Here is a 26569-nt window from a genome sequence, read left to right as displayed (position 1 = left end):
AACAAAAAACGACTGGGGGAGTTAGCGGTGAAGGAATATTTAGCGAAGTTAGCAGAGCGTCAAACATTGACGGAAGAAGAGATGAGCAGAGCAGCCCAATCGTTATTTTCTAAAGATATCACCGAAAGCGAAATGGCAGCATTCATCATTGCCCTAAAATCCAAAGGGGAAACGGCAGGTGAAATAGCGAGCCTTGTCAGGGTCATGAGAAAAGAAGCAAGAAGTGTTCAAACAAGCTCCCTTAATGTAATGGATAATTGCGGAACGGGAGGAGATGGATCACAAAGCTTCAATATAAGTACAGCATCGGCCTTCGTGCTGGCAGGTGCCGGTGTCAAGGTTGCAAAACATGGAAACCGTAGCATTTCAAGCAAAACGGGCAGTGCGGATGTATTGGAAGAGCTAGGTGTTAATTTGTACTTGGAGCCAGACATGTTAAAAGAACTGTTGGAGGTAAATGGGATCGCATTCTTATTTGCCCCATCGGTCCACCCTAATATTGCACGGATAATGAAAGTGAGAAAAGAGCTGAAAATCCCGACGATATTTAATCTCATCGGACCTTTAACGAATCCAGTCCAACTCGATACGCAATTAATGGGAATCAATCGACGCGATATGCTCGAGCTTTTTGCGGAAGTCCTGCATAAATTAGGCAGGAAACGCGCGGTAGTGATAAATGGTGCCGGATTCATGGATGAAGCGAGCCTGCAGGGTGAAAATTCACTCGTGCTATTGGAGCAGGGGGATATTATCCCATTTACGCTGCATCCTGAAGAAGTGGATCTTCCGGTTTATGGAAATGATGCCATTCGCGGCGGTGACGCCAAACAAAATGCCGATATCATGCTCAGGCTTCTCAAGGGGGAAAAAGGGGCCTATCGTGATACCGTTTTATTGAATGCTGGATTGGGATTATTCGCACATGGAACGGCAGCAACGATCAAAACAGGAATCTCTATGGCCAAGGAAAGCCTTGATAGCGGATCGGCTCTTGCAAAGTTAGAAAATCTGATTGCTTATGGCAATAGAAATAAGGTGGTCATGTAATGGAAAATATTTTAACGAAAATCATCGAACAGAAAAAGGTGGAAGTCGCAAATTTAAAAGAAAGGGGCTTAGGTGATTCGGTCATGGTCAACATAGTCAGACCATCTTTGGTGGATCATTTGAAAACGGCGAAATCGATGGCTGTTATCGCGGAAATAAAACGGGCTTCCCCTTCAAAAGGGGACATTAAAATCAATGTTAATCCGATCGAACAGGCCCTTTCATATGAAAGCGGCGGAGCGGCAGCGATATCCGTATTGACGGATGAGGTTTTCTTTAAAGGATCAATTGCAGATTTGAGAAACGTAAGCGGGGCCATACGGATTCCCAGGCTGTGCAAAGATTTCATCATCGATGAAATCCAAATCGATCGTGCCCATCAAGCTGGTGCAACTATCATTCTATTGATTGTGGCAGCACTTTCTAAAGAACGACTTCATGAATTATATCAATATGCAAAAAAGAGTGGGCTTGAAGTATTGACGGAAGTCCATGATGAAGCCGAACTAAAACAGGCTCTCCAGCTGAATGCAGAGCTCATAGGGATCAATAATCGGAATTTAAAGACTTTCAAAGTGGATTTGGCTGTAACTGAACGACTGGCAAAGTTACTTGATCCAACACGCCATATCATTATCAGTGAAAGTGGGATCAAGACAAAAGAAGACGTGATGCGTGTGAAGGAAGCTGGTGCAAAAGCGATTTTAGTCGGGGAGACGCTGATGACTGCATCAAATCTTCCGCACACGATGGCTGAACTGCAAATGAGTATATAAGGAGATTAATATGTTAGTGAAAATCTGTGGGATAAAGACATTGGCTGCCGCTCAGACTGCTGTTGAATCAGGGGCAGACTTCATTGGTTTCATTTTTGCCGAGAGCAGCAGGAAGGTTGAGCCAGAGATAGTGGGAGAATTCGGAGCCAAACTAGCTGGACATGTTAAAAAAGTCGGAGTGTTTGCCAATCAAACTGAACAAGAAGTGATAAAAAATGCCGAAATTGCAGGATTGGATTATATTCAGCTTCACGGTAACGAGTCTGCCAGCTTCGCCCGCAGAATGCCCTTACCGGTGATCAAGGCCTTTGCCGTCAATTCAGAGAAAGACCTTGAAAACCTTCATGAATACCCAGCAGATTATCTATTAGTTGATCTTCCTAAGAGTTCATCTGGAAAGGGATTGACTTTGGATTGGGAAATGATAAGAAAAGCGGAACTGCCACTGGGGAAGGTGATTCTAGCGGGTGGGCTGACTCCGGAAAATGTCGGAAAAGCGATTGATGCCGTATCACCGTTCGCAGTTGACGTAGCCAGTGGTGTTGAAACAAACGGATTAAAAGATGCTGCAAAAATAAAAGCATTTATTAATGAGGCAAAATATACAGCCGGAAAAGAGGAATGAATAGATGAACACTTATACACAGCCTGATAAAACTGGACATTTTGGAGCATATGGAGGCCGTTTCGTTCCGGAAACTTTAATGGCGGCGATTACGGAGCTTGAAGAAGTATATGAACAATCTAAAAATGATCCTGAATTCCAAAGTCAGCTAAGCTATTACCTGAAACAATATATCGGTCGGGAAACACCACTTTATTTTGCGGAGAACTTAACGAGACTGGCTGGTGGTGCAAATATTTACCTGAAGCGCGAAGACCTGAATCATACTGGGGCCCACAAAATAAATAATACGATCGGTCAAGCTTTGCTGACTCAGAAAATGGGCAAGAAAAAGGTGATTGCCGAAACGGGTGCAGGACAGCATGGGGTAGCAACGGCGACTGTGTGTGCATTGCTGAAGTTGGAATGCATCATCTTTATGGGAGAAGAAGATATCAGGAGACAGAAATTAAATGTATTCAGGATGGAGCTTTTGGGAGCCAAGGTCATATCTGTTTCACAAGGAAGCGGGACACTGAAGGATGCTGTGAATGAGGCGTTACGATATTGGGTGGCGAATGTGGATGACACCCATTATATAATGGGATCGGTTCTTGGACCGCATCCATTCCCCGTTATAGTTCGTGATTTTCAAAGCGTGATAGGAAATGAAACAAAGCGTCAATATTCGGAGGCGGTACATTCCCTGCCGGATGCAGTAGTCGCTTGCATAGGCGGAGGAAGTAATGCAATGGGAATGTTTTATCCCTTCATTGAGGATGAAACGGTAAAATTATACGGAGTGGAAGCGGCAGGGCATGGACTTGAAACGCCATTGCATGCTTCAAGTTTGACGAAGGGGAAACCTGGGGTGCTCCACGGGGCATTCATGTATGTGTTGCAGAACGAGGACGGTCAGATCCAAGAGGCGCATTCAATTTCAGCAGGGCTGGATTATCCAGGGGTAGGGCCTGAACATAGTTACTTAAAAGATACAAATCGGGTGGAATATACTTCGGTAACCGATGCGGAAGCCTTAGAAGCTCTAACGTTGCTTTCAAGGGAGGAAGGGATCATCCCTGCTTTAGAAAGTTCACATGCGATTTCCTACGGTTTAAAGCTTGCTAAAGAAATGGAGAAAGGAACAGGACTGGTGATTTGCCTGTCCGGCCGTGGTGATAAGGATGTTGAAACGGTCCAATCGTTGATGGGAGGTAGTAAACATGAATAAATTAACAAACGCGCTTCAAGAATGTCAAACAAAACAGGAAAAAGCATTCATCCCATATATTATGGCAGGAGATGGAGGTCTTGAACGGTTAAAGAGCCAGCTTCTTTTCCTTGAAAACAGCGGGGCGACTGCTGTTGAACTAGGTATCCCATTCTCTGACCCTGTCGCAGATGGACCTGTTATCCAACAAGCTGGCATCCGTTCTTTGGAAAATGGAACAACTTTAAAAGATGTCCTGAAAAAAGTAATGGAAATCAAAAATGATGTGACCATCCCAATTATTTTAATGGGATATACGAATTCAATCCTTGCATATGGACTTAAAGAGTTTACCAATGATTGTCTACAAGCAGGGATTTCCGGGTGCATCATCCCCGATTTACCGATTGAAGAAGAAGCTATCTTTTCATCAATCAAAACAGCAGGAATCGTTCTTATCCGCCTTGTGACACTCACGTCATCGAAAGAGCGTATCACTGAGATTACCGCAGGGGCGGAGGGTTTTATCTACGCAGTTACAGTCAAAGGGATTACAGGTGCCCGTGACGCCTTTGGGGAAGAACTTGGAGGCTATTTAAAGAAGGTAAAAGAGATAAGTCCGGTTCCCGTTCTTGCTGGGTTCGGCATATCAACGCCAAATCATGTACGTGATGCTATACAATACTGCGATGGTGTCATAGTCGGCAGCAAGATCATCGATTGCTTCGAAACAGGTAAGGAAGATCAAATTAGTGACTTGATACAAGCAAGTAAAGGGGTAGTGCAAAAATAGGAATGGAGAGACTCCCAGGCTGCCCGCTGCTGAAAGAGAGTGTCTGGAGGCAACGGTCATATTTTAAAAACCTAAAAAAACTGTAGACAAACTCTATAATGATCGAGTTTGCCTACAGTCTGAGGAGAGCCTTAAGGCTCTCCTTTTATCTTAACCGGTTTTTTGTTGGATCCGAATACAAATCAAATGTGTTTAATTTAATTTATATAAGGGTAAAAGATGTTCAAACGCATCTTGAATGGTTTTAATGAAATCATCATCTTTTAACTTTATGGCGTCATCACGGGAAATTTTTATACCGCATAGAATTTCGGCTTTCTTTACCGTTTGCAAACGAGTGAACATTGAATTCAAATCATCTACTCCAAGACCTTCATGATGGATGACATCAGGTTTTGTATGGTCCATTGACCAAACATAATGGGAGGGAATGCTATTCACCAATCGGTCTGCCTGCTGCTCCAGATGCTTTCCGATTTCCGTTTTATTAGGGGCTTCATAAATGACGGCATACCAGATGAACATATGCGTTTCCCATAAACCGATTTGGAAATGCGGCATCATTTTATATCCTCTGCTGTTGGCAGCGAAGGCAACCCATGTATCATTAGGTGGATTCACTGTCCGTCTAGCATGCTTTGCAACGTGAGGGTACATTTCATCGCCGGTCATAACTGACAGTTTTTGAGAAAAGTGCTCTCCTAGGGCTTGTAATTTGGGCTGGATCCGTTCTTTTAAAGCATCCATGCGGGATTCCAATCCATCAATTTTAAAAACATCAAAATCACTTGCTGTAAAACTTGCTATATTCATTTTCATCTCTCCTACCGTAATATCTGCACATATTGTAGCATAAGTAAAAGTAAAATTTAAAAAATACGATTTGGGTTGGCGATGTAAAATTACTTATAGGTTAAAGCACAAATTAGTTGCTATTTGTTGTAGGAAATCATATGATAATATAAATTCAGAAAATTACGTTAATTGATGAAGGGAGAATGTTAATTATGAAACAAGTCATGAACCAAGCATTAAAAGCTAAAGAAGTTGAAAGACATAGAGCTGCAGTGTTAAGAATGGAAATGGACTATGAATTAGCAACCCTTTTTGAAGCAATTGGTGAAGAGAATGACCAAAAGAGGTCACAATGCAAGCAAAGGCTTGAACGTATCCGCTTGGAATTGTTAAAACTGAAAGCCTTGTAAATGATTGGCTGCAGAGATCTTGAAGGAGAATGAATAAAGGAAATGAATCAATTTCAATACAAGGAATTTTATTATAGATGAACGGACACTTTATTTTATAAAAAATATTGTGTCCGTTTTTCATTAAATGTCCAAAATATATAAGGTGGGTATTTTATTTTGGTTCGGTCCCATTTAATAAGGAAGGGAGACGTTAAGGTAAAGTGGTTTGAAAAGTATTTCCGCGGGCTAACTCTTTATTGCGAAACCGATTAATGGATGGATGGTCAAGGAACCTTCTTTCCACATATGTTTTTAAAAAATGGAAAATTTAAGATGTTAAAAACTTGAAGGCAAGCTATATTTGCTTTAATCTTTAGAAGTGGATCATTTTAATGTAGTTTCTGATCATAAAGGACGGGGATATTATAATGGCATCGGTCAAGGAAATGGATACATATGCTAAGTTATGGATGAAAGAAGCGGGTACTAGGCTTAGGGCGTCCTTTAAAACCAAGTTGAATATTGAAATGAAAACGAATCCGAATGATTTGGTCACTAATATGGATAAGGGGATAGAAAAGTTTTTTTGCGAAAAAATCGGCGAAGTCTTTCCTGAACACCGCATTTTTGGCGAAGAGGGAATGGGCCATGATATTAAAGACCTAAAAGGTACGGTGTGGATCATCGATCCAATTGATGGAACTTTGAATTTCATTCATCAACAGCGGAATTTTGCAATTTCTCTAGGGGTTTATGTGGATGGCATTGGAAAGATTGGCATGGTTTATGATGTCTTCAGTGATGAATTATATCATGCGGTCAAGGGGCAGGGAGCATTTCTGAATGATCAAAGGCTCCCATCACTTGAAGAGGCATCAGTAAGCAAAGCGATCATTTCCATTAATGCTAGCTGGGTAACGGAAAACCGGAGGATTGACCCGAGTCTTTTGGCACCGCTGGTTCGGGATGCAAGAGGGACACGTTCTTATGGCTCGGCAGCATTGGAGCTGGCATTCGTGGCAGCTGGAAGGATTGATGCATACATTACCATGAGACTCATGCCTTGGGACTTTGCCGGGGGAGTTTTGCTGGTTGAGGAAGTGGGCGGGGAAGTTAGTAATATTAAAGGTGACAAATTGAATTATTTAGAAGGCGACTCACTTTTCGTATCTAAACCCGGGCTTCACAAAGAAGTATTCGATAAATACTTGTCAGGAAACTCCAGCCGTTAGCATCAAGGGCCTTATTGCATACAGGATAAATATCTTGCACGGATGGAATCAAATACTCATTTTGAAATAATTAACAAAAAAACTCGCTGTATGTCAGCGAGTTTTTTTTATATTATAATTTCCCGGCTTCGCGTAATTTCTTCTTCTGAGTGAAACCGAACCCCATTATTCCGCAAAGAATAACGATTGCAGCCAATATTCCAATCAAGCTTTTTTCAGCAATGAAGATGCCAATGGAGCCAATGCTGGATGTTGCCAATACCGCTAATATTAAGAAATTCCATTTAATGTTCATTAATATCACCCCTAATATATCTATTGTACATAATTTCTGTATTTGTTTCTAGTATGTTTGTGATATAATATGTAAGTTAATACTAGTGATACGTTATACACAAACTTTTTTAGGAGTGAATTTTTTGAAATTAAGAGAAAATATTCGTAATATAGCCATCATTGCCCACGTTGACCATGGTAAAACAACGTTAGTGGATCAGTTGCTTAAGCAATCTGGTACTTTCCGTGAAAATGAACATGTGGAAGAACGTGCGATGGATTCTAATGCGATTGAAAAAGAACGCGGAATTACGATTCTTGCGAAAAATACAGCAGTTCAATACCAAGATACAAGGATCAATATTTTGGATACACCTGGTCATGCCGACTTTGGTGGTGAAGTGGAACGGATCATGAAAATGGTTGATGGCGTTCTTCTTGTTGTTGATGCATATGAAGGCTGTATGCCGCAAACTCGCTTCGTGTTGAAAAAAGCATTGGAACAAAAGATCACGCCAATCGTTGTCGTGAACAAAATCGATAAAGATTCTGCTCGTCCAAATGAAGTGGTCGATGAAGTAATTGACTTATTCATCGAGCTAGGAGCTGAAGAAGAACAATTAGACTTCCCAGTTGTCTTCACTTCAGGTATTGCTGGTACTGCAAGCTTGGATTCAGATCCTGCTAAACAAGAAGAAGACATGACCCCACTTTTCGAAACAATCGTTGAAACGATCCCTGCACCAATCGATAACTCAGATGAACCGCTTCAATTCCAAGTGGCTTTACTTGACTATAATGATTATGTAGGACGTATTGGCGTTGGCCGTGTATTCCGCGGTAAAATGCATGTAGGTCAACAAGTTTCATTAATGAAACTTGATGGGAAGGTTAAACAATTCCGTGTAACGAAAATCTTTGGTTATATCGGCTTGAAGAAAGTTGAAATCCAAGAAGCTGTTGCCGGTGATTTGATTGCCGTTTCTGGTATGGAGGATATTAACGTAGGGGAAACAGTTTGTCCGACTGAACACCCTGAAGCTCTACCTATCCTGCGTATTGACGAGCCAACATTACAAATGACTTTCCTTGTAAATAACAGCCCATTCGCAGGCCGTGAAGGTAAATTCGTTACAGCTCGTAAAATTGAAGAGCGTTTGAGAAACCAATTGCAGACTGATGTCAGCTTAAGAGTCGAAAATACTGATTCTCCGGATGTCTGGATTGTTTCAGGTCGTGGGGAGCTTCACCTTTCCATCCTGATCGAAAACATGAGACGTGAAGGTTATGAACTGCAAGTTTCTAAACCGGAAGTTATCGTTCGTTTGATTGATGGTGTCCGTTGTGAGCCGGTTGAACGTGTACAAATCGACGTACCTGAGGAGCACACTGGTTCGATCATGGAATCAATGGGAGCCCGTAAAGGTGAATTATTGGATATGATCAACAGCGGAAGCGGTCAAGTTCGTTTACTGTTCACGATCCCAGCTCGCGGACTTATTGGCTATTCAACTGAGTTCTTAACGATTACACGCGGATATGGTATCATGAACCATTCATTTGACAGCTACCAACCAATGGCCCAAGGTCAAGTCGGCGGAAGACGTCAAGGTGTACTTGTATCCATGGAATCAGGAAAAACTACACAATATGGTATTATGCAAGTAGAAGACCGCGGTGTTATTTTCGTTGAGCCAGGTACGGATATTTACGAAGGCATGATCGTCGGGGAACATAACCGTGATAGCGATTTGACAGTTAATATCGTTAAAGCGAAACAAATGACAAATATGCGTTCAGCAAATAAAGACCAAACTTCTTCCATGAAAAAACCAAGAATCATGTCCCTTGAAGAAGCTCTGGAATATTTGAACGATGACGAGTACTGTGAAGTAACTCCGGATTCAATCCGTCTTCGTAAAAAAATTCTAGATAAAAACGAGCGTGAAAGAGCAGCTAAAAGAAAAAAAGTTGCTGTTGAAGAAAAATAAATAGCAAGAGGAGGAGAAAAGATTGGATATCCAAGAGCGATTATCATTTTTTGCAGCATTGTACAGAGTGGATGAAAATCCTGAAGCAGGAATGTGGTATTTATATTTGACGGTCTTTGGATTATGCATCCTTGTCTATCAGTTAGGTTTTGCCAAAAAGTTACCATTGCTAAAAAATGTGGTCATTTATGTGGTAATGGCACTTGGATGTACCCTTCTTTCTTTCTTTGCGGTGTTTCTTCCTATGGGGGAAGCATTAGTCATCGCTTCGCTTGTTCTGGGGATTTATAGGATCCGTCTTCATAATTCGAGAAAAGAAGAACAGGCTTAAGATGATGAAATCATTACAGGATGCTTTATACAATTGGTTGACGATCAAAGTTGTCTGTGATGCAAGGCCTGATGATACAGCTGCACGCGATACAGAAATGTTTTTCATGCAGATGCTGAAAGACGATCATCAGGTGATAATCGATTCGGTTACAAAGACAGAACCTTTTTATTTCGTCGAGTACCTTTTGGGAGACGAAATGAAAAAGCAACGTTATCCGATTGAATTGATTGATATCATGTTAGACCAAATTCAGTTAGAGCCAGAAAAGTATAAAAATATCGAGTAATGATAAAAAGAACCGTGCGATTTACGCACGGTTCTTTTTTTTATATGGCTTTAGGGAGGAAAAGTCCGTAAAAAAGATGTAAGATTGTCCACAAAAAGAAAGCTGTCAAATCAGAAGGAAGGACAACTTCTGTTTTAGACAGCGCAGATAGTGGGAAGTAAAGCATGATGGCGGGAATGATCGTGATAAAAGCAAGTGCGTATTCGTTCCATCTCCTGAAAATTTTCAAAGGATGAAGAATATAAGCGTAAATAAACGTAATGGCAAGTGAAAAAAGGAGATGGAAAAAGAACAATGATGTCTCACTCCAGGAAACAGCTCCAATTAGAGGAAGGAAATCCACATTCAATAAAAGCTTATACACTTGCTTGCCGGAAAACATTTCTACCCACTTCATTATCAATCCAAGCAGAACTCCATTGATGAGACCAATCAGGCAAACTTTATAAAATATTCTACCATTCATCTTCATTTTTGATCGTCCGGTACAGACGGAAGTTTCCGGTTGCAATCCGTTCGTTCGTACGCTCTTCTATGCGTTGGTTGCATGTATTGCACATATAGGTATGTATAGGACGGTTTCGAAGTTTCTTTGCTTCTGGGCTATCGTCAGGTATAGATTCAATTTGATCGCATATTACACATTTAACCTTCATATTAGTTGAACCTCACTTCAATTCGAATATGCTTTTAAGTATACCAATATTTTTATGGTAAAACGAGGATAAAGTGAAACTGACATTTGAAAGTTAATGTTACTTGGTGCATGGCGGGTATAGACAAAAAACCCGAAGATTCACTTCGGGTCAGGAAAATTCATTCTTTAAAGTGATTGGATTGATCATTTTGCTCTTTATCGAGTTCTTTTCTTTCCGTTTCATCATCAAGTTTATTTTTTTCATTTTCAATGTTCTTGGACGGCGTTGGGGTTAAAATATCACCAGGAACCTCAGGAATGACTCGACTTGTGATGTCAGCCAGTTCATTTAGTATCCCGGTTACCGGTTTACCGTCTTTAATGTCTCTGGCCACCTCCCTGATCCGCTCATTTATATCCGGGTCAGCGACGATGAGGGCATTTGCACCTTCAGGATCATGTTTTAAAGTTTCTCCAACAGAGTACTTTATCGTTCCGACCTGTGAACGCTCAATATCTTGGTCAATATCTATTCCGACGATGGCATATTTGCCAAGTACGACTGCGGTGGCATCGTTCACCTCCGGAATGGATTTAGCCAAACCGGTGAGTCTTTCCGCTGTTTGCTGGCCGGTATTTCTGTCTGCCTCCTTAATGGTCGTATTATTGACTTTCGTTATATTGTTTTTCGTGTTATTTTCAGACACTTCGTTATTATTATCCATTGTGCAACCTGACATCAACAGAACCGCAGCGAGCGGCAATATGATTTTTCGCAATGTAAAACCTCCTTAATGCTCTTTTTTTGTTCCAGCCTGTCCATCACTACCAAGTCTGATGCATATAAGTATAAAATGCAGTGAAACATGGTGTTATCAATGTTGGGGATTGCATTCTTTGCTGGAAGTTTTCTTTATAGTCTGTAAATGTTCTTCTATCTTTATGCAAAGGAACATATATTTTATCAACAGTCTCGTCCGCTACATAAATGCTGAGTGTAGTAAATGGTAAGGCATATCCTATAGAGCAGGCAGGAGGCGTCATATTGGGGAAAAAAATCTATGTTTTAGATACGAATGTCCTGTTGCAGGATCCGTATTCGATTTATTCATTCGAAGATAATGAAGTTGTCATTCCAGCAGTCGTATTAGAAGAATTGGATTCGAAAAAAAGGTACATGGATGAAATCGGAAGGAATGCCAGGCAAGTATCGAAATTGATCGATGGCTTTCGGGAAAAAGGGAAGCTTCATCAGAGCATTCCGCTTCATAATGGAGGCAGCATAAGGATTGAACTCAACCATCGTTCATTTCATAAGCTTCAGGAAATTTTTGTGGAGAAAACGAATGATAACAGGATATTGGCAGTCGCGAAAAATTTATCATTGGAAGAAGAGACGAAGGAAGCAGGAAAAACGGTCATTTTGGTTAGTAAAGATACACTCGTCAGGGTCAAGGCTGATGCAATCGGTCTTGAGGCAGAGGACTTTTTAAATGACCGTGTCGTAGAACTGGACCATATTTACGCTGGGCACAAAGAAGTGTTTGTATCGATTGATAATCTGAATAAGTTTTATGAAAAAAGTTTTCTGGCATTGGAAGAACTTACAAAAGATTCATATTATCCAAATCAATTCCTGTTGATGAAGGACACGCTGGGCAGTTCAGCTTCTGCGATAGGGATTGTGGATGAGAATTGCAGGTTCGTTAAGAAATTGATGTATGAAGGGGAACATATTTGGGGAATAAAACCGAGAAATGTCCAGCAGACGATGGCCCTAGATTTGTTGCTCCGTTCGGACATCAAGCTTGTGACGCTCATTGGTAAGGCTGGGACAGGTAAGACTTTATTGGCATTGGCGACAGGATTGATGCAAACTGAAGATTTGTCACAATATAAGAAACTTTTGGTTGCCAGGCCCATTGTTCCGGTTGGTAAAGATATTGGTTATCTGCCAGGGGAAAAAGAAGAAAAATTAAGACCATGGATGCAGCCTATTTTTGATAATCTCGAATTTTTGTTCAATACGAAAAAACCTGGGGAATTGGATGCCATTTTAGCAGGCATGAGTTCGATCGAAGTGGAAGCCCTCACCTATATCAGGGGAAGGAGCATCCCGGATCAGTTCATCATCATCGATGAAGCGCAGAACTTAACGAAACATGAGGTCAAGACCATTTTGACGAGGGTCGGGGAGCGAAGCAAAATTGTGTTAATGGGAGATCCGGAACAAATAGATCATCCGTATTTAGATGAATATAATAATGGTTTGACATATGTGGTGGAAAAATTCAAGACCGAGCGTATTGCAGGCCACGTTAAATTGATAAAAGGGGAAAGATCTGGATTGGCCCAGCTGGCAGCTACGCTTTTATAATGCAATCGGCAAGGGATATCCCTTGCCGATTGCTCTAAAGTTTTTGGCGAGAATGGACTAATTCTTATTTAACAGTGAAAGACCGAACATTTTTTATCGGATCATTGATGTTGGAAGCGTCTCCGAAATAAATTTCCAAAGGACCGCCCTCGGATATTTTAAGCGGCTTTCCTTCCTTGGAAAAGCCCAGGAAAAATTCAAGTGCCGTTTCCAATGGGAATGTAAGCTCCTCATCATCGGTTGTAACGATGACTTCAGTTACCCCATTTTCAGGTTCGGCATTTTTTAAAAAAGGTTCAAAAGGGATGCCGAAAGTCCCTTCCAGCAATCTTTGCTTCTCGAACTTTCGTTCCGTTTTTAATGTGGGTGGCATTATTGCGCCTTCCTGTATTTCTTTTTGCCAATGTTTGGAGGCAGCAATCGTATATTCTTCTAATTCATTGACTTGGACTCTTTCTGCGTGGAAATATGTATTTATTTCAACTTTACGGTCATCAAAAATCCATACTCCGGGATCTAGTGTAATTGGATATTTCACTTTTCCATTTATAAATACGATGGGTTCCAAATATCTCATTCCTTTCTGTTGCTCTTTAATGATTATAATCAATTATAATTGAATTGTCACATCTTCACGATGGTGAACAATTTTCATGGCTGGGTATATTCATTTGAGAGGTGATAGTGTTATCTCAATGGCAAATTGTTTGTCAATGTCCTTGCTTTTTCACAAAACTAAAGGTAGAATTTAAAGATAAGATTTAATCGCTCTGAGCGGGGGGATTTAACATGGCATCTGATATGCTTGTCAATCATCGAGAAAAAGCTTATGCTTTATTAAAAGCAGATGCTGACAAGATTCTAAAACTGATAAAAGTTCAAATGGAAAATCTCACTATGCCTCAATGTCCTTTATATGAAGAGGTCCTTGATACACAAATGTTCGGTCTATCAAGAGAAATTGATTTTGCCGTACGCTTAGGTTTGGTAGAGGAAACCGAGGGTAAATCCCTTTTGGAAACCCTTGAACAGGAATTGTCAGTTTTGCATGAAGCATCATTAAAAAAATAATAGATAAAACATACTAACTCAAACAAATCTCGATGATTGTTTGAGTTTTTTATTTATGTACATAATTAATCAATAGTGTTATACTATATCCAATAGTGACATACTAATTGGTCCTCGGAAGCTCAATTTGAGTTTTTTAATTATTTTGAATTTTTATTTTGAAATTGGCAATTTATGGTCCTGTTCCTTTGCTGCGGCATTGGAGCCTTGGTGGGAAATCAGATTTAATTCCTTGTTTTTATATACGAATATATGCAATTTTTTATTTTTTTATTGTATTCAGTTAATTTTAGTATTATTGTTATATTAATTGAATGTTAAATTAAATTGATAATATATTATTATAGCTAAATTTTCATTTGTTAATGGTATAGGGCTCTTTTTAAACTTTATCGAATGTAAAAATCGAAAATATAAAATATATCGAAATAATTACATCAGCGATAAAATGAGCTTAATCAGATTGGACTCCTTATTTGGGAAATCAATTCATGAATAAAAAGTGGTGGAAATCTTTCACGCTTTTTTTCTATATATTCAATAAAAATACATATTGATTAGGGTGGTAGCAATGGCGAAACGTATAGAAAAAGTACTTGCGGCAAATCGTGGGGAAATAGCGATAAGGATTTTTCGTGCATGTACGGAATTAGACATTCACACAGTTGCAATCTATTCAAAGGAAGATTATGGTTCTTATCACAGATATAAAGCGGATGAGGCATATTTGGTCGGGGAAGGCAAAAAGCCGATTGATGCATATCTGGATATTGAAGGCATAATTGCGATTGCCAAAATGAGCGGAGTCGATGCGATTCATCCAGGTTATGGTTTTCTTTCAGAAAATATTGATTTTGCGAAACGTTGTGAGGAAGAGGGCATAATCTTCATCGGACCAGAATCAAGACACCTAGATATGTTTGGTGACAAAGTGAAAGCCAGAACACAAGCTGAACTGGCTGATATTCCGGTTATCCCTGGTAGCGATGGACCGGTGACCAGTGTTGAAGAAGTCAAGGAATTTGGTGAACAATATGGTTTTCCAATTATTATAAAAGCCTCTTTAGGCGGCGGCGGACGCGGAATGCGGATCGTCGAAAAAATCGAAGAAGTTGAAGAGGCTTATGATCGCGCAAAATCAGAAGCTAAAGCAGCTTTTGGTAATGATGAAGTCTATGTAGAGAGATTCATACAAAATCCGAAGCATATCGAAGTTCAGATTTTGGCTGATACTCATGGGAATATCGTCCATTTATATGAACGTGACTGTTCCGTTCAGAGACGGCATCAAAAAGTTGTGGAAGTGGCACCTTCCGTTTCCCTTTCCGAAGATTTAAGGGAAAGGATTTGTGAGGCAGCCGTCAAGTTGGCGAAAAATATTGATTATGTGAACGCTGGTACGGTCGAGTTCCTTGTCGCAAATGGCGAATTTTACTTTATTGAAGTCAATCCACGGGTTCAGGTTGAGCATACCATTACTGAAATGATTACGGGCATTGATATCGTTCAATCTCAAATCATGGTAGCTGAAGGGCATGAACTCCATGGCAAAAAGATCGGGATTCCCGAACAAGCGGGAATTAAAACTCATGGATATGCGATTCAATCAAGGGTGACGACTGAGGACCCATTGAATAATTTCATGCCCGATACCGGGAAAATGATGGTTTACCGTTCCGGTGGGGGATTCGGTGTTCGTCTGGACGCAGGGAATGGGTTCCAAGGTGCGGTCATCACACCATATTATGATTCCCTTCTCGTTAAACTTTCGACTCATGCGCTTTCATTTGAGCAGGCAGCTTCCAAAATGGTTCGTAACCTTAAGGAATTCAGGATTCGTGGAATTAAAACTAATATTCCCTTCCTTGAAAATGTTGTTAAACATGAAAAATTCATAAATGGGGAATATGATACATCATTCATTGATACAACACCGGAATTATTTAGCTTCCCAATCAGGAAAGACCGTGGGACAAAAATGCTTTCATATATCGGAAATGTGACCGTGAATGGATTCCCGGGAGTCGAGAAAAAGAAAAAGCCGGTTTTTGATCCAGCTCCGATTCCGAATGTTGGTGGTCTGCCGCTTATCTCTGGTACAAAAAATATACTTGAAGAGCAAGGTGCAGAGGGACTGGTCAAATGGATTAAAGAACAGAAAGAGGTATTGATCACCGATACGACTTTCCGTGATGCACATCAATCTTTACTGGCGACGAGAATCAGGTCGAAAGATATCCTTGATATCGCTGAGCCTACAGCAAAACTCCTTCCTGATTTATTTTCAATGGAGATGTGGGGCGGGGCAACTTTTGATGTCGCATATCGCTTCTTGAAAGAAGATCCATGGGACAGGCTGTTAAGTTTCAGGAAAAAAGCTCCGAATGTCCTTTTGCAAATGCTATTAAGGGCTTCAAATGCAGTTGGTTACAAAAATTACCCTGATAATGTCATTCGTGAATTCGTAGAGAAATCAGCGGATGCAGGCATTGACGTTTTCCGTATCTTCGATAGTTTAAACTGGGTTAAAGGAATGGAATTGGCTATTGATGCAGTCCGTCAATCAGGCAAAATTGCGGAAGCTGCCATTTGTTATACAGGGGATTTGAATGACCCATCACGCAGCAAGTATAATATCGAATACTATAAAAATATGGCGGTGGAATTAGAACAAGCCGGTGCCCATATTTTAGCGATCAAGGATATGGCCGGCCTCTTGAAACCTGAAGCTGCTTACCGCCTTGTATCGGAACTGAAAGAATCGACATCCCTTCCGATCCATCTGCATACTCATGATACAAGCGGAAATGGAATTTACATGTATTCTAAAGCGATCGAAGCTGGTGTGGATATCGTTGATACGGCGATTGGTTCTTTGGCTGGACTGACTTCACAGCCAAGTGTACAAACACTTCATTATGCATTGGAGGGGTCAAGCAGACAGCCTAAATTGGAAGTCGATTCTCTAGAGCGTTTAGGAGAATACTGGGGAGAGGTCAGGAAATTCTATCATGACTTCGAAAGCGGCATGAATGCACCTCATACCGAGGTTTACAAACACGAGATGCCAGGCGGTCAATATAGTAATCTGCAGCAGCAAGCCAAAGCAGTGGGGCTGGGAGACCGCTGGCATGAAGTGAAAGAGATGTACCAGCGCGTCAATGTAATGTTCGGCGATATCGTTAAAGTAACTCCTTCATCCAAAGTTGTTGGGGATATGGCTTTATTCATGGTACAAAATAACCTGTCTGAAGAAGATGTTCTGACAAAAGGAAATTCCATCGATTTCCCTGATTCAGTCATAGAGTTATTCGAAGGCTATCTAGGTCAGCCAGTTGGGGGATTCCCTAAAGAGCTTCAGGAAGTTATCCTGAAAGGGAAGAAACCTATAATAGTAAGACCGGGTGAATTATTGGAAGAAGTGGACTTTGCAGCACTTAAAGAAGAATTATTCAAGGAATTGGGACGGGCAGTCACTGATTTCGATGTGCTTGCATATGCCCTATATCCAAAAGTATTCCTGGAGTACAATAAAACGATTGAGCTGTTTGGAGATGTTTCCAACCTCGATACCGCTACTTTCTTATATGGCATGAGGCTAGGGGAAGAAATCGAAGTTGAAATTGAAAAGGGTAAAACGCTCATCGTAAAATTGGTTTCAATCGGTCAGCCATTGGCTGATGGAACAAGGGTCGTTTATTTTGAGTTGAATGGTCAATCACGTGAAGTGATCATCAAGGATGAAAACATTAAATCTTCCGTTGTATCAAAAATGAAAGCAGACCCAAAAAATAAAGAACAACTCGGTGCGACAATGCCAGGTACGGTTATTCGCGTAGTTGTCGAGAAAGGCGATCAGGTCAAGCAGGGTGATCACCTAATCATTACGGAAGCGATGAAAATGGAAACTACCGTGCAAGCACCATTCTCCGGGACCATTAAAGATATTTATGTTAAAGATGGAGAAGCGATCAGTACTGGAGACTTATTGATTGAAATAACTAAGTAATCTAGCTGACTGTGACCTTGTAATGATTTGGGGTATATGGGGTATGCTTGAGATTTCAAGCTGCTCTGTACCCTCTTTTTAGGCAATGTACGGTCATCTTGAGACAAAACAAAAACCACCATTCCCGGGAATGGTGGTTTTTGTTTTGTCTATTTGGATTTGATTGAACAATCAGACATTAACGGGCGGGTACCGTTGGTGTTATATCCTGTTCATCCTGTCCTTTGACTGCGTGCGTGGAGTTCCCTTTTTGCTGAGCTAGGGAATTTTTTTTACTTCTTGATGTCAATAGCATCAAATAGCTCATTACACCAAAAAAGCAGGCAATGAACAATGCGTGTGTCAATGCGATATATAAGTTTTGCCTTGAGAAAATGATAAAGGCTCCAGCGGTGACCTGTAAAAATACGAGAATGAATGCAGCAATCCAACCGCCATATAAAACTTTTTGATTTTTGTAATGTTTTTTGGCGATATAAGCCACATATGATACCCAAATGAAAATAGCGCCTGCCATTGCACGGTGCCCCATCTGAATCCATTCATAAAGGTTGGAGGGGAGTGCAGCGCTGTCATTTACACATAAAGGCCAATCCTTACAGATAAGACTGGATTCTGTATGCCTTACAAGAGCACCCGTATAGACGACTGCCAGACAAAAAATCAATACGCCAATAATATGGAATTTCATACGTTTGTCAACTATAAGTTTTTCGGCTTCGAACTTCTTGTCTACTTCAAAAATCAACAATGTCAGTAAAAAGACGGAAGCAAAGGAAATGAGCGATATGCCAAAATGAAGGGCAAGGACGAAATCGGATTGTGACCAAATGACGGCAGCGGCTCCAATCAACCCTTGCAGTAACAGAAAACCAAAAGAAAGGACGGATAAGAAACGCGCTTCACGAATATGGCCGATTTTTTTCCAAGACATATACGATAAAATTAAAACCAAGAATCCTCCAGCACCTGAAACGAGCCGATGGGAAAGCTCAATGACCAATTCAATCGTGATTTTGTCCGGGATCAATTGGCCATTGCACAATGGCCAGGACCTGCCGCAACCCATGCCGGAATCCGTCTTCGTGACTAAAGCTCCACCAAGTAAGATGAAAAGCATTACAATCGTTGTTAAAACAGCAAACCATTTAAGAGACGATTTCACTAGTAGTCCCACCTTTTTCTCTGTAGCAAATAGGATTGTTCTTAAAATTAATAATAGCATAAGGTTTTTCATAATATTTGTCGAACTTCCTCGATATTACACAAAATAGAATGATTTTACAAGTTCAGTTTATATTATAGCTATTAATTAAAATGCCTGAAATAGTTGAAAGTTGCAAAAGACTTTGATAGAAATAAAGGGAGTGTAAACCTTCAAGTAGGAGCAAAATAGGGATAGAGCCTAGGGGATGATGATAACAGCATACTATTCATGTTCTTGATGAACATCTAATTAACAGCAGTAAATTATTGAGACACAAATTGGTCAAAAATTATCCGAAAAATTTTCACAAAAGCTTCCAAAAATGTGTTTTAATATATTGAAGAAATGATTTTACTAAATTTTACTGTTATTAAGCATGATATTAAGAATGATAGCTCTCGATGGATTCCATTGACAACGGTCATTGGTAAATAATTTACTTTTTGTTTACGCTTCCTTGGTTACAAATATCGAAAAGTATGAAATAATGTTCTATAGCATATGTAAGTATTTTTTTGCATTTGCGTCTGTGCTGAATGATTTAAAGGAGGAAAACAAATGTCAGAAACAAGGGGTTTGTCAGAAGCTGTCATGGAGGACAGTAAAGCCGCCCTTCAATCGGATATACCTGAAACAACAGCTTGGAAGGATTTTCTCGCACTTATAAAAGTGGGGATTGTCAATTCAAATATAATTACAGCTTTTACCGGCGTGTGGTTAGCTCTTCATTTTTCGGGGCTTAGCTTCTTAAACAATCTAGATGTAGTGTTTTATACACTTGCAGGTTCGGCGCTCATTATGGCTGGATCTTGCAGTTTCAATAATTATTATGACCGAGATATCGATCATTTAATGGAAAGAACGAAAAACCGTCCAACGGTAACTGGAAAAGTACAGCCTTCAAAGGTATTGGCGTTAAGTTTCGGCTTAATTGCTGCAGGGCTGATTTTACTTGCATTGACTAATATGACAACTGCCATACTAGGTGCATTCGGCGTCTTCGCCTATGTTGTTTTATATACCATGGTTTTCAAGCGTAGATTTGTATCGAATACGATTATAGGCAGTATATCCGGAGCTGTGCCTCCACTTATCGGGTGGGCTGCAGTCGACCCGGGCCTTGATAAGATCGCCTGGGTCCTGTTCGCGATCATGTTCTTGTGGCAGCCGCCTCATTTTTATGCACTAGCAATGAGGCGTGTCGAAGAATATCGTGCAGCCGGGGTACCTATGCTTCCGGTCGTAAAAGGCTTCAAGGCCGCAAAAAGGTCGATCATGCTATGGATCGTCTGTTTAATGTTTGTACCTTTCTTTTTAACTCCATTAGGAACACCGCTAGTTATTCTTGCTGCATTATTGAGTACGGGGTGGCTTATTTTGGGAATTAAGGGGTATAAAAAGAAAGATGATGTTAAATGGGCAACATCCATGTTTGTATATTCTTTAAATTATATGACCATTTTATTTGTAGCGATGGTTATTGTCACTCTCATCTAGTTTTGGTTAAAATAAGCTGGCGGCCTGTTCTTTTACAGGCTCCAGCTTACTGATATATATTGCACTGACCGCGACTCATACATATTAACGGAACCAACGGGGTCATACATAAGAGCGGTTACATGGATCATCTTAATAATTCCTTAGTTTAGGGATTCTTTCTTTTTAGAAATTGACATAGAGAGAATATTCGCAATTGCGCCCATTTTTATTTTTGTGAGAAAATTTTGACGAAAGAGGGGTTTCTGAAGCTATGAAAAAAAGGCTGCACAAATGGCGCCTAATTGCTCTGCTGGGTATTGTAGGACTTGTCCTTTCGGGCTGCGGCGAACCATTTCTATCCGCGCTGAAGCCAGCTGGCGATGTTGCGCAATCTCAGTATGACTTACTGATATTGAGTACACTAATCATGGTACTGGTTATTATTGTTGTGATTATTTTGTTCGTTGTAGTTTTACTACGCTTCCGTCGGAAGGAAGGCGACGAAACAATACCGAAACAAATTGAAGGAAGTCATAAACTCGAAATTATCTGGACTGTTATTCCTATCCTTCTTTTAATTGTTCTGGCTGTTCCAACCGTCGTCACGACTTTCGACTTAGCCGACACAAAGGCAATGGATAAGAAAGATAAGGATGGAAAAACAAAGGATGCACTTGTCGTGAATGTCAGGGCGAACCTTTATTGGTGGGAGTTTGAATATCCGGACCTTGGCGTTGTAACAAGTCAGGATTTGGTTGTGCCAACCGATCAAAAAGTGTATTTCAATCTAACTGCTTCAGATGTTAAGCATTCATTCTGGGTACCGTCTGCCGGAGGAAAGATGGATACCAATACAGAAGGGGTCAATCAGTTTTTCTTAGAATTCGATAGTAAAAAGGCTGAAGATTCAAACAACTTGTTTTACGGAAAATGTGCTGAACTTTGCGGTCCTTCACATGCTTTGATGGATTTTAAGGTCGTACCGAAGTCCAAAAGCGATTTTGAAGCTTGGACTAAAGATATGAAAGCCGCGAAGGAACCTGTCGTTGAAGGTGATCTAGCCAAACAGGGTGAAGATGTCTTTAATCAAAGTTGTATAGGCTGCCATGCGGTGACACCAAATGACAGCAGGCCTGAAGCTGCTCGTCAGGCTCCGAATCTCGCTACATTCGGTGAACGCCAAAAAGTGGCTGGCGTATTGGATCATACGGAAGAGAATGTGAAAAAATGGATCAAGGATCCTGAGAAGTATAAACCGGGCAACACGATGACCGGTACTTACGGCGAACTTTCGGATTCAGATATTAATGCACTGGCAGCTTATCTATTAGAGCTTAAGGTGGAAGACAAATAGAACATTGATTAAGGAGGTTAAATCGTGAGTACGTACGCTAATAAAAAAGGATTTGGCGCTACGCTTTGGGATTATCTGACGACGGTGGACCATAAGAAAATCGCCATTTTATATCTTATCTCTGGCGGATTATTCTTTGTAATCGGCGGTTTGGAAGCGATGTTTATCCGTATCCAGCTTGCAATCCCAAATAATGATTTCGTAAGTGCCGGATTTTATAATGAAATATTGACCATGCACGGTACAACTATGATATTTCTGGCAGCCATGCCATTGGTGTTTGCTGTAATGAATGCGGTTGTACCCTTACAGATAGGGGCACGTGATGTCGCGTTCCCATTTTTGAACTCGTTAGGTTTTTGGTTGTTTTTCTTTGGAGGAGTCTTTCTGAATCTTTCTTGGTTTTTAGGGGGGGCTCCTGATGCAGGCTGGACATCATATGCATCACTTTCCCTGCATTCCGAAGGCCATGGTATTGATTTTTACGTCCTGGGATTACAGATATCAGGATTGGGAACATTAATTGCGGGGATCAATTTCCTTGTAACCATTATTAATATGCGTACGCCTGGTATGACATATATGCGTATGCCGCTGTTCACATGGTCAACTTTCGTTGTTTCCGCATTGATATTATTCGCTTTTCCTCCGCTTACCGTAGGATTGGTGTTAATGATGTTCGACAGGATGTTCGGCTCGAATTTCTTTGATGTAGCAGCGGGCGGGAATACGATCATTTGGGAGCATTTATTCTGGATATTCGGTCACCCGGAAGTATATATCCTGATTCTTCCAGCTTTCGGTATTTTTTCCGAAATTTTCGCTACATTCTCAAGAAAAAGATTATTCGGATATTCATCGATGGTATTTGCAACCGTTTTAATCGGTTTCTTAGGTTTCATGGTTTGGGCGCATCACATGTTTACGACTGGTTTGGGACCTATCGCGAATGCGATTTTTGCCGTGGCTACCATGGCTATTGCGGTGCCGACAGGTATTAAGATATTCAACTGGATTTTTACGATGTGGGGCGGAAGCGTCAAGTTCACGGTACCGATGCTTTATGCAGTTGCCTTTATCCCTACATTTACCATGGGTGGCGTGACAGGTATCATGCTCGCATCAGCACCAGCTGATTATCAATACCATGATAGTTATTTCGTTGTTGCCCATTTCCACTATGTAATCGTTGGTGGGGTTGTATTGGGCTTACTGGCTGGAATCAATTTTTATTGGCCGAAAATGTTTGGAACGATGTTAAGTGAAAAATTGGGACAAATCACATTTTGGACGTTCTTGATCGGTTTCCATTTAACATTCTTCATTCAACATTTCTTAGGTTTGATGGGGATGCCTCGTCGCGTATTTACATTCTTGGACGATCAAGGTCTTAATACAGGTAATATGATTAGTACAGTTGGAGCCTTCTTAATGGCATTTGGGGTCTTGGTTATGGTCATCAATATAATCATTACATCCGTGAAGAATGAGAAGGTCGGCAATGATCCATGGGGAGACGGCCGTACGCTGGAATGGGCCATCCCATCACCACCGCCGTTTTATAATTTCAAACAACTTCCGCTTGTCCGCGGATTAGATCCTTACTGGGTTGAGAAAATGGAAGGGAAAAAGGAAATGACTCCTGCAGAACCACTGGGGGATATCCATATGCCGAATTCATCCATACTACCTTTAACGATTGCCTTGGGTTTATTTGTTGCCGCATTCGGTGCTTTATATAATATGGATGATAAGACATGGACCCTGCCAATAATTATTGTTGGACTTTTGATCACATTCGGTTCAATGCTTATCCGTTCCGTTAAAGACGATCATGGTTACCACATTCATAAAGAAGACCTTATGGACAATAAAGACAAGGGAGGTAAGGCATAATGCAAGCAGATGAAAGATTCACGGATGCCACTTGGCCTGCTTCTCCCGAGAAAGCGACTTTAGAAGGTAAAAATAAGTATTTGGGATTCTGGTTGTTTCTTGGTGGAGAGACGGTACTATTCGCCTCACTTTTTGCAACTTACCTTGCATTGAAGGATAAAGTTCCAAATGGTGATGCAGCCCTAGCTAAAGACTTATTCGAATTACCGCTGACTTTTGTAGCAACCATGCTTTTATTGACCAGTTCATTAACCAGTGTATATGCGATGTACCATATGAAAAATAACCATTTTAAACAAATGCAAGCATGGCTTGTGATTACAGTTGCACTTGGCTTTGCTTTTCTAGGTCTCGAGATTTATGAATTTAATCACTATGTTCATGAATTCCATCATACATTTACGAGCAGTGCATTCGGCTCCGCGTTTTATACGTTAGTTGGTTTTCATGGAGGACACGTTGCTTTCGGTCTGGTTTGGATCATATCTCTTATGGTTCGTAATGCAAGAAGGGGCTTGAATTTATATAACGCTCCTAAATTTTATGTCGCGAGTCTTTATTGGCATTTCATTGACGTAGTCTGGGTGTTTATCTTTACTGTCGTATACTTAATGGGAATGGTGGGATAACTGATGGCGAATGAACAATCAAATTCAGCGAACCCGAATGTCGATTTAAAATATCGCCGTAAGAAAAATGCTGAAGAGATGAAACACCAAGTGATATCATTTACACTTATGATTTTCTTTACATTACTTGCTTTTGCTGCTGTAGGAATCGAGGGTTTTTCACATTGGTTCATTAAACCAGTCATTTTGCTGCTGGCAGTTGTACAGGTGATTTTCCAATTGTATTATTTCATGCATATGAAGCATAAAGGGCATGGCACCATTGCATTGTTTTTATTTTCGGGCCTTGCAGTCGGCTTGATAACTGTCCTTGTGTTCACAACGATTGTTTGGTTATAAACCATAAAGGAAATCGGCTATTGAATGATAGCCGGTTTTCTTTATGTGTTGATTAGCTAGAAAAAGAATCCAAGTTTATCTATATTTGTTACCATGTTTCATTTTAGGTATAATGAAAGTAAGAAAAAGTTTATGAACGAGGTGATTTTTTTGTCTATTGATATTTTCGGATTTCGCGCTTTGTGGAGTCCTTATTATTTTGCCGTCCTCGTACTTATAACCGTTGGCTATTTTTGGCTGGTGACAAAAAAAAGGGAGAAGTTTTCGGGCAGTTCAGTCCTATCCGTTAAACAGGCAACTTATTTTTTGATAGCCATGTTCCTTCTATATGCAGTAAAAGGATCACCACTGGATTTATTGAGCCATATCATGTTCAGTGCGCACATGTTTCAAATGGCACTGCTCTATCTCGTGATTCCGCCTTTATTTATCATAGCGATTCCAGATTGGCTTATGAGAACTTTCATAAACTCAAGGGGAGTGAAGCCGTTATTTCAATTTTTCACGAAACCTCTTGTCGCCCTTTTACTGTTTAATGTTCTTTTCTCGTTGTACCATATCCCGTTAGTGTTCGACTTTATCAAAACGGGGATGTGGTTTCATGCCGGATACACGGTCCTTTTATTTACCACTGCTGTTTTGATGTGGTTCCCGCTTGTCAATCAACTTCCGGAACGTGAAAGTCTATCAGGTGTGAAAAAAGTAGCTTATATTTTCGGCAGTGGCATTCTAATGACCCCTGCTTGCGCTTTGATCATTTTTGCTAATGATCCGATGTATGATACATTCACCAATGCGGAATCTTGGGCGAGTGCCATGGAGCTTTGCGTTCCGGCTTCAGCACTGTCCGGCTTAACGCTCAGTGGCCCGGAAATGTTCAATGGACTGCCATTGCTTGAGGATCAACAGCTTGGTGGGGTTCTGATGAAGGTGATCCAAGAAATTGTTTTAGGCTATGTATTAGGTGTCATTTTCTTTGCTTGGTTCAAAAAGGAGAATGGCGGCCAAAATGATATCGATCCGATACCTTCGGATTTTCAGACTGTAGAATAATTGTACGATAAAAGACTTGTCTTGGGACGGACAAGTCTTTTATCTGCCTTGCCTGTTTTTTGATTTAAAACAAATAGCCAGTGATTCGACTTGGCTATTCTATAAAAGTGAGCATTCTGTTAATAATCCTTGATTTTATTGAATTTTATGATTGCCTCTTATAAAATGGTAGTTGATTAATAAATATAGAGAGGACTACAATACATATGTCTTTACCAATCCTTCCAACGATAAGTACAGCTTTCATTGTATTAAGTGCAATCACTGTTGCAATAGGCTGGTATCAAATTAAACAACGCAAAATCGAGACTCATAAAAAAACCATGATGGCAGCTGCGGTTTTTGCGGTAATCTTTTTCACTATATATCTTTCCCGGACGGTCTTCATTGGCAGTACGTCATTTGGCGGACCCGATGACATTAAAATTTATTATACAATTTTTTTGATCTTCCATATAACGCTTGCGACAACTGGAGCAGTTTTGGGGATCATCATGCTTACCACTGGTTTTAAAGGTAAATTCGCCATTCATAAAAAAATCGGACCTGCTACAAGCATCATTTGGTTTTTCACTGGGATTACAGGTGTAGCTGTTTACATCCTGCTTTATGTCATTTATCATGGCGGCGAAACAACATCTTTAATAAAGGCGATCCTAGGATTTTAAAATAACGAAAAAGCCTGGTGCAAAAAAGCATCAGGCTTTTGTAATGGATACGAAAAAAAGAGAGCATCACACATGATCCTCTCTCTTTGTACCTCACTTTTAACTTACGGC

At 40.5% G+C, this 26569-nt stretch carries 27 protein-coding genes; 20 read left to right on the top strand and 7 right to left on the bottom strand.

Translation table 11 applies throughout. From position 1 onward, the window contains the following. The first annotated feature begins 27 nt into the window (after window positions 1-27). Genes trpD through trpA form a run of 5 tightly spaced genes read left to right on the top strand, consistent with a single transcriptional unit; the run spans window position 28 to window position 4433 of the window. Window positions 28-1050, top strand: coding sequence for an anthranilate phosphoribosyltransferase (gene trpD / locus ACSR9O_RS01300; RefSeq protein WP_230177585.1), 1023 nt, complete (start codon window positions 28-30; stop codon window positions 1048-1050). Then, window positions 1050-1826, top strand: coding sequence for an indole-3-glycerol phosphate synthase TrpC (gene trpC / locus ACSR9O_RS01295; protein ID WP_491723805.1), 777 nt, complete (start codon window positions 1050-1052; stop codon window positions 1824-1826). Before trpD ends, trpC begins: the two co-directional genes overlap by 1 nt. Window positions 1827-1836: 10 nt before the next feature. Beyond that, entirely contained in the window at window positions 1837-2451 is a 615-nt protein-coding gene (locus tag ACSR9O_RS01290; RefSeq protein ID WP_202190636.1) for a phosphoribosylanthranilate isomerase, read from the top strand. A 4-nt stretch (window positions 2452-2455) separates the two neighbouring features. Then, window positions 2456-3661 carry a tryptophan synthase subunit beta gene (gene trpB, locus ACSR9O_RS01285; RefSeq protein ID WP_230177582.1) on the top strand — a complete coding sequence of 402 codons (1206 nt, stop codon included), beginning with the start codon at window positions 2456-2458 and terminating at the stop codon, window positions 3659-3661. Then, on the top strand, window positions 3654-4433 hold the full coding sequence (gene trpA / locus ACSR9O_RS01280) for a tryptophan synthase subunit alpha (protein WP_230177581.1): 780 nt from the start codon (window positions 3654-3656) through the stop codon (window positions 4431-4433). The genes trpB and trpA overlap by 8 nt, the downstream gene beginning before the upstream one ends. 192 nt (window positions 4434-4625) lie before the next feature. Here the strand turns inward: trpA and ACSR9O_RS01275 are convergent, their stop codons facing one another. Next, window positions 4626-5246 (bottom strand): YktB family protein, encoded by a 621-nt coding sequence (locus tag ACSR9O_RS01275; protein WP_427574009.1) that lies wholly within the window; start codon window positions 5244-5246, stop codon window positions 4626-4628. A gap of 194 nt (window positions 5247-5440) precedes the next feature. Between ACSR9O_RS01275 and ACSR9O_RS01270 the strand changes: the two genes are divergently transcribed. Beyond that, complete coding sequence (locus tag ACSR9O_RS01270) at window positions 5441-5638, top strand: YkzI domain-containing protein (protein WP_034314018.1); 198 nt, start codon at window positions 5441-5443, stop codon at window positions 5636-5638. A 410-nt stretch (window positions 5639-6048) separates the two neighbouring features. Beyond that, entirely contained in the window at window positions 6049-6852 is an 804-nt protein-coding gene (locus ACSR9O_RS01265; RefSeq protein WP_402941692.1) for an inositol monophosphatase family protein, read from the top strand. A gap of 112 nt (window positions 6853-6964) precedes the next feature. Here ACSR9O_RS01265 and ACSR9O_RS01260 read toward each other — a convergent pair whose 3' ends face one another. Next, entirely contained in the window at window positions 6965-7147 is a 183-nt protein-coding gene (locus tag ACSR9O_RS01260; RefSeq protein WP_034314013.1) for a YlaF family protein, read from the bottom strand. Between the two features lie 124 nt (window positions 7148-7271). On the opposite strand from ACSR9O_RS01260, the gene typA reads away from it, so the two are divergent. Genes typA through ACSR9O_RS01245 form a run of 3 tightly spaced genes read left to right on the top strand, consistent with a single transcriptional unit; the run spans window position 7272 to window position 9739 of the window. After that, window positions 7272-9119 carry a translational GTPase TypA gene (typA, locus tag ACSR9O_RS01255; RefSeq protein WP_048684521.1) on the top strand — a complete coding sequence of 616 codons (1848 nt, stop codon included), beginning with the start codon at window positions 7272-7274 and terminating at the stop codon, window positions 9117-9119. A 22-nt stretch (window positions 9120-9141) separates the two neighbouring features. Further along, window positions 9142-9450, top strand: coding sequence for a YlaH-like family protein (locus ACSR9O_RS01250; protein WP_034314008.1), 309 nt, complete (start codon window positions 9142-9144; stop codon window positions 9448-9450). A gap of 4 nt (window positions 9451-9454) precedes the next feature. Next, window positions 9455-9739: a hypothetical protein gene (locus ACSR9O_RS01245; RefSeq protein WP_101224732.1), complete on the top strand. Its 285-nt coding sequence runs from the start codon at window positions 9455-9457 to the stop codon at window positions 9737-9739. A 40-nt stretch (window positions 9740-9779) separates the two neighbouring features. On the opposite strand, the gene ACSR9O_RS01240 is transcribed toward ACSR9O_RS01245, so the two are convergent. The 3 genes from ACSR9O_RS01240 to ACSR9O_RS01230 all read right to left on the bottom strand — a co-directional run bounded on the left by ACSR9O_RS01240 (window position 9780) and on the right by ACSR9O_RS01230 (window position 11155). Next, entirely contained in the window at window positions 9780-10205 is a 426-nt protein-coding gene (locus ACSR9O_RS01240; RefSeq protein ID WP_260357024.1) for a hypothetical protein, read from the bottom strand. Then, a complete protein-coding gene (locus tag ACSR9O_RS01235; protein WP_072272690.1) occupies window positions 10195-10395 on the bottom strand; it encodes a YlaI family protein in 201 nt (66 codons plus the stop codon). Before ACSR9O_RS01235 ends, ACSR9O_RS01240 begins: the two co-directional genes overlap by 11 nt. Window positions 10396-10555: 160 nt before the next feature. Further along, a complete protein-coding gene (locus ACSR9O_RS01230) occupies window positions 10556-11155 on the bottom strand; it encodes a YhcN/YlaJ family sporulation lipoprotein (RefSeq protein ID WP_101224549.1) in 600 nt (199 codons plus the stop codon). Between the two features lie 266 nt (window positions 11156-11421). Between ACSR9O_RS01230 and ACSR9O_RS01225 the strand changes: the two genes are divergently transcribed. Further along, entirely contained in the window at window positions 11422-12753 is a 1332-nt protein-coding gene (locus ACSR9O_RS01225; protein WP_413243322.1) for a PhoH family protein, read from the top strand. Window positions 12754-12817: 64 nt separating this feature from the next. Here ACSR9O_RS01225 and ACSR9O_RS01220 read toward each other — a convergent pair whose 3' ends face one another. Beyond that, window positions 12818-13321, bottom strand: coding sequence for a hypothetical protein (locus tag ACSR9O_RS01220; RefSeq protein WP_101224551.1), 504 nt, complete (start codon window positions 13319-13321; stop codon window positions 12818-12820). 221 nt (window positions 13322-13542) lie between these two features. Here ACSR9O_RS01220 and ACSR9O_RS01215 point away from each other — a divergent pair, with 221 nt between their 5' ends. After that, on the top strand, window positions 13543-13824 hold the full coding sequence (locus tag ACSR9O_RS01215; protein WP_034313996.1) for an Fpa/YlaN family protein: 282 nt from the start codon (window positions 13543-13545) through the stop codon (window positions 13822-13824). A gap of 571 nt (window positions 13825-14395) precedes the next feature. Continuing rightward, window positions 14396-17833 (top strand): pyruvate carboxylase, encoded by a 3438-nt coding sequence (gene pyc, locus ACSR9O_RS01210; protein WP_491723804.1) that lies wholly within the window; start codon window positions 14396-14398, stop codon window positions 17831-17833. Window positions 17834-18011: 178 nt separating this feature from the next. On the opposite strand, the gene ACSR9O_RS01205 is transcribed toward pyc, so the two are convergent. Further along, window positions 18012-18998, bottom strand: coding sequence for a COX15/CtaA family protein (locus ACSR9O_RS01205; RefSeq protein WP_101224733.1), 987 nt, complete (start codon window positions 18996-18998; stop codon window positions 18012-18014). 600 nt (window positions 18999-19598) lie between these two features. Between ACSR9O_RS01205 and cyoE the strand changes: the two genes are divergently transcribed. The 7 genes from cyoE (at window position 19599) to ACSR9O_RS01170 (ending at window position 26458) form a co-directional block, all read left to right on the top strand. Further along, window positions 19599-20537, top strand: coding sequence for a heme o synthase (gene cyoE / locus ACSR9O_RS01200; RefSeq protein WP_101224553.1), 939 nt, complete (start codon window positions 19599-19601; stop codon window positions 20535-20537). Window positions 20538-20790: 253 nt separating this feature from the next. Continuing rightward, a complete protein-coding gene (gene coxB / locus ACSR9O_RS01195; RefSeq protein WP_101224554.1) occupies window positions 20791-21873 on the top strand; it encodes a cytochrome c oxidase subunit II in 1083 nt (360 codons plus the stop codon). A 24-nt stretch (window positions 21874-21897) separates the two neighbouring features. Then, a complete protein-coding gene (gene ctaD / locus ACSR9O_RS01190) occupies window positions 21898-23769 on the top strand; it encodes a cytochrome c oxidase subunit I (RefSeq protein WP_101224555.1) in 1872 nt (623 codons plus the stop codon). Then, complete coding sequence (locus ACSR9O_RS01185; protein WP_101224556.1) at window positions 23769-24398, top strand: cytochrome (ubi)quinol oxidase subunit III; 630 nt, start codon at window positions 23769-23771, stop codon at window positions 24396-24398. The genes ctaD and ACSR9O_RS01185 overlap by 1 nt, the downstream gene beginning before the upstream one ends. A gap of 3 nt (window positions 24399-24401) precedes the next feature. Next, window positions 24402-24737, top strand: coding sequence for a cytochrome c oxidase subunit IVB (gene ctaF, locus ACSR9O_RS01180; RefSeq protein WP_048684534.1), 336 nt, complete (start codon window positions 24402-24404; stop codon window positions 24735-24737). Between the two features lie 141 nt (window positions 24738-24878). Further along, entirely contained in the window at window positions 24879-25790 is a 912-nt protein-coding gene (ctaG, locus tag ACSR9O_RS01175) for a cytochrome c oxidase assembly factor CtaG (protein ID WP_353616236.1), read from the top strand. 206 nt (window positions 25791-25996) lie between these two features. Further along, on the top strand, window positions 25997-26458 hold the full coding sequence (locus ACSR9O_RS01170; protein WP_057278459.1) for a DUF420 domain-containing protein: 462 nt from the start codon (window positions 25997-25999) through the stop codon (window positions 26456-26458). Window positions 26459-26569 lie beyond the last annotated feature (111 nt).

Source organism: Peribacillus sp. B65 (assembly GCF_058513295.1).
The sequence above is the reverse complement of the archived record's forward strand: the minus strand, read 5'-3'. Positions and strand labels throughout refer to the sequence as shown.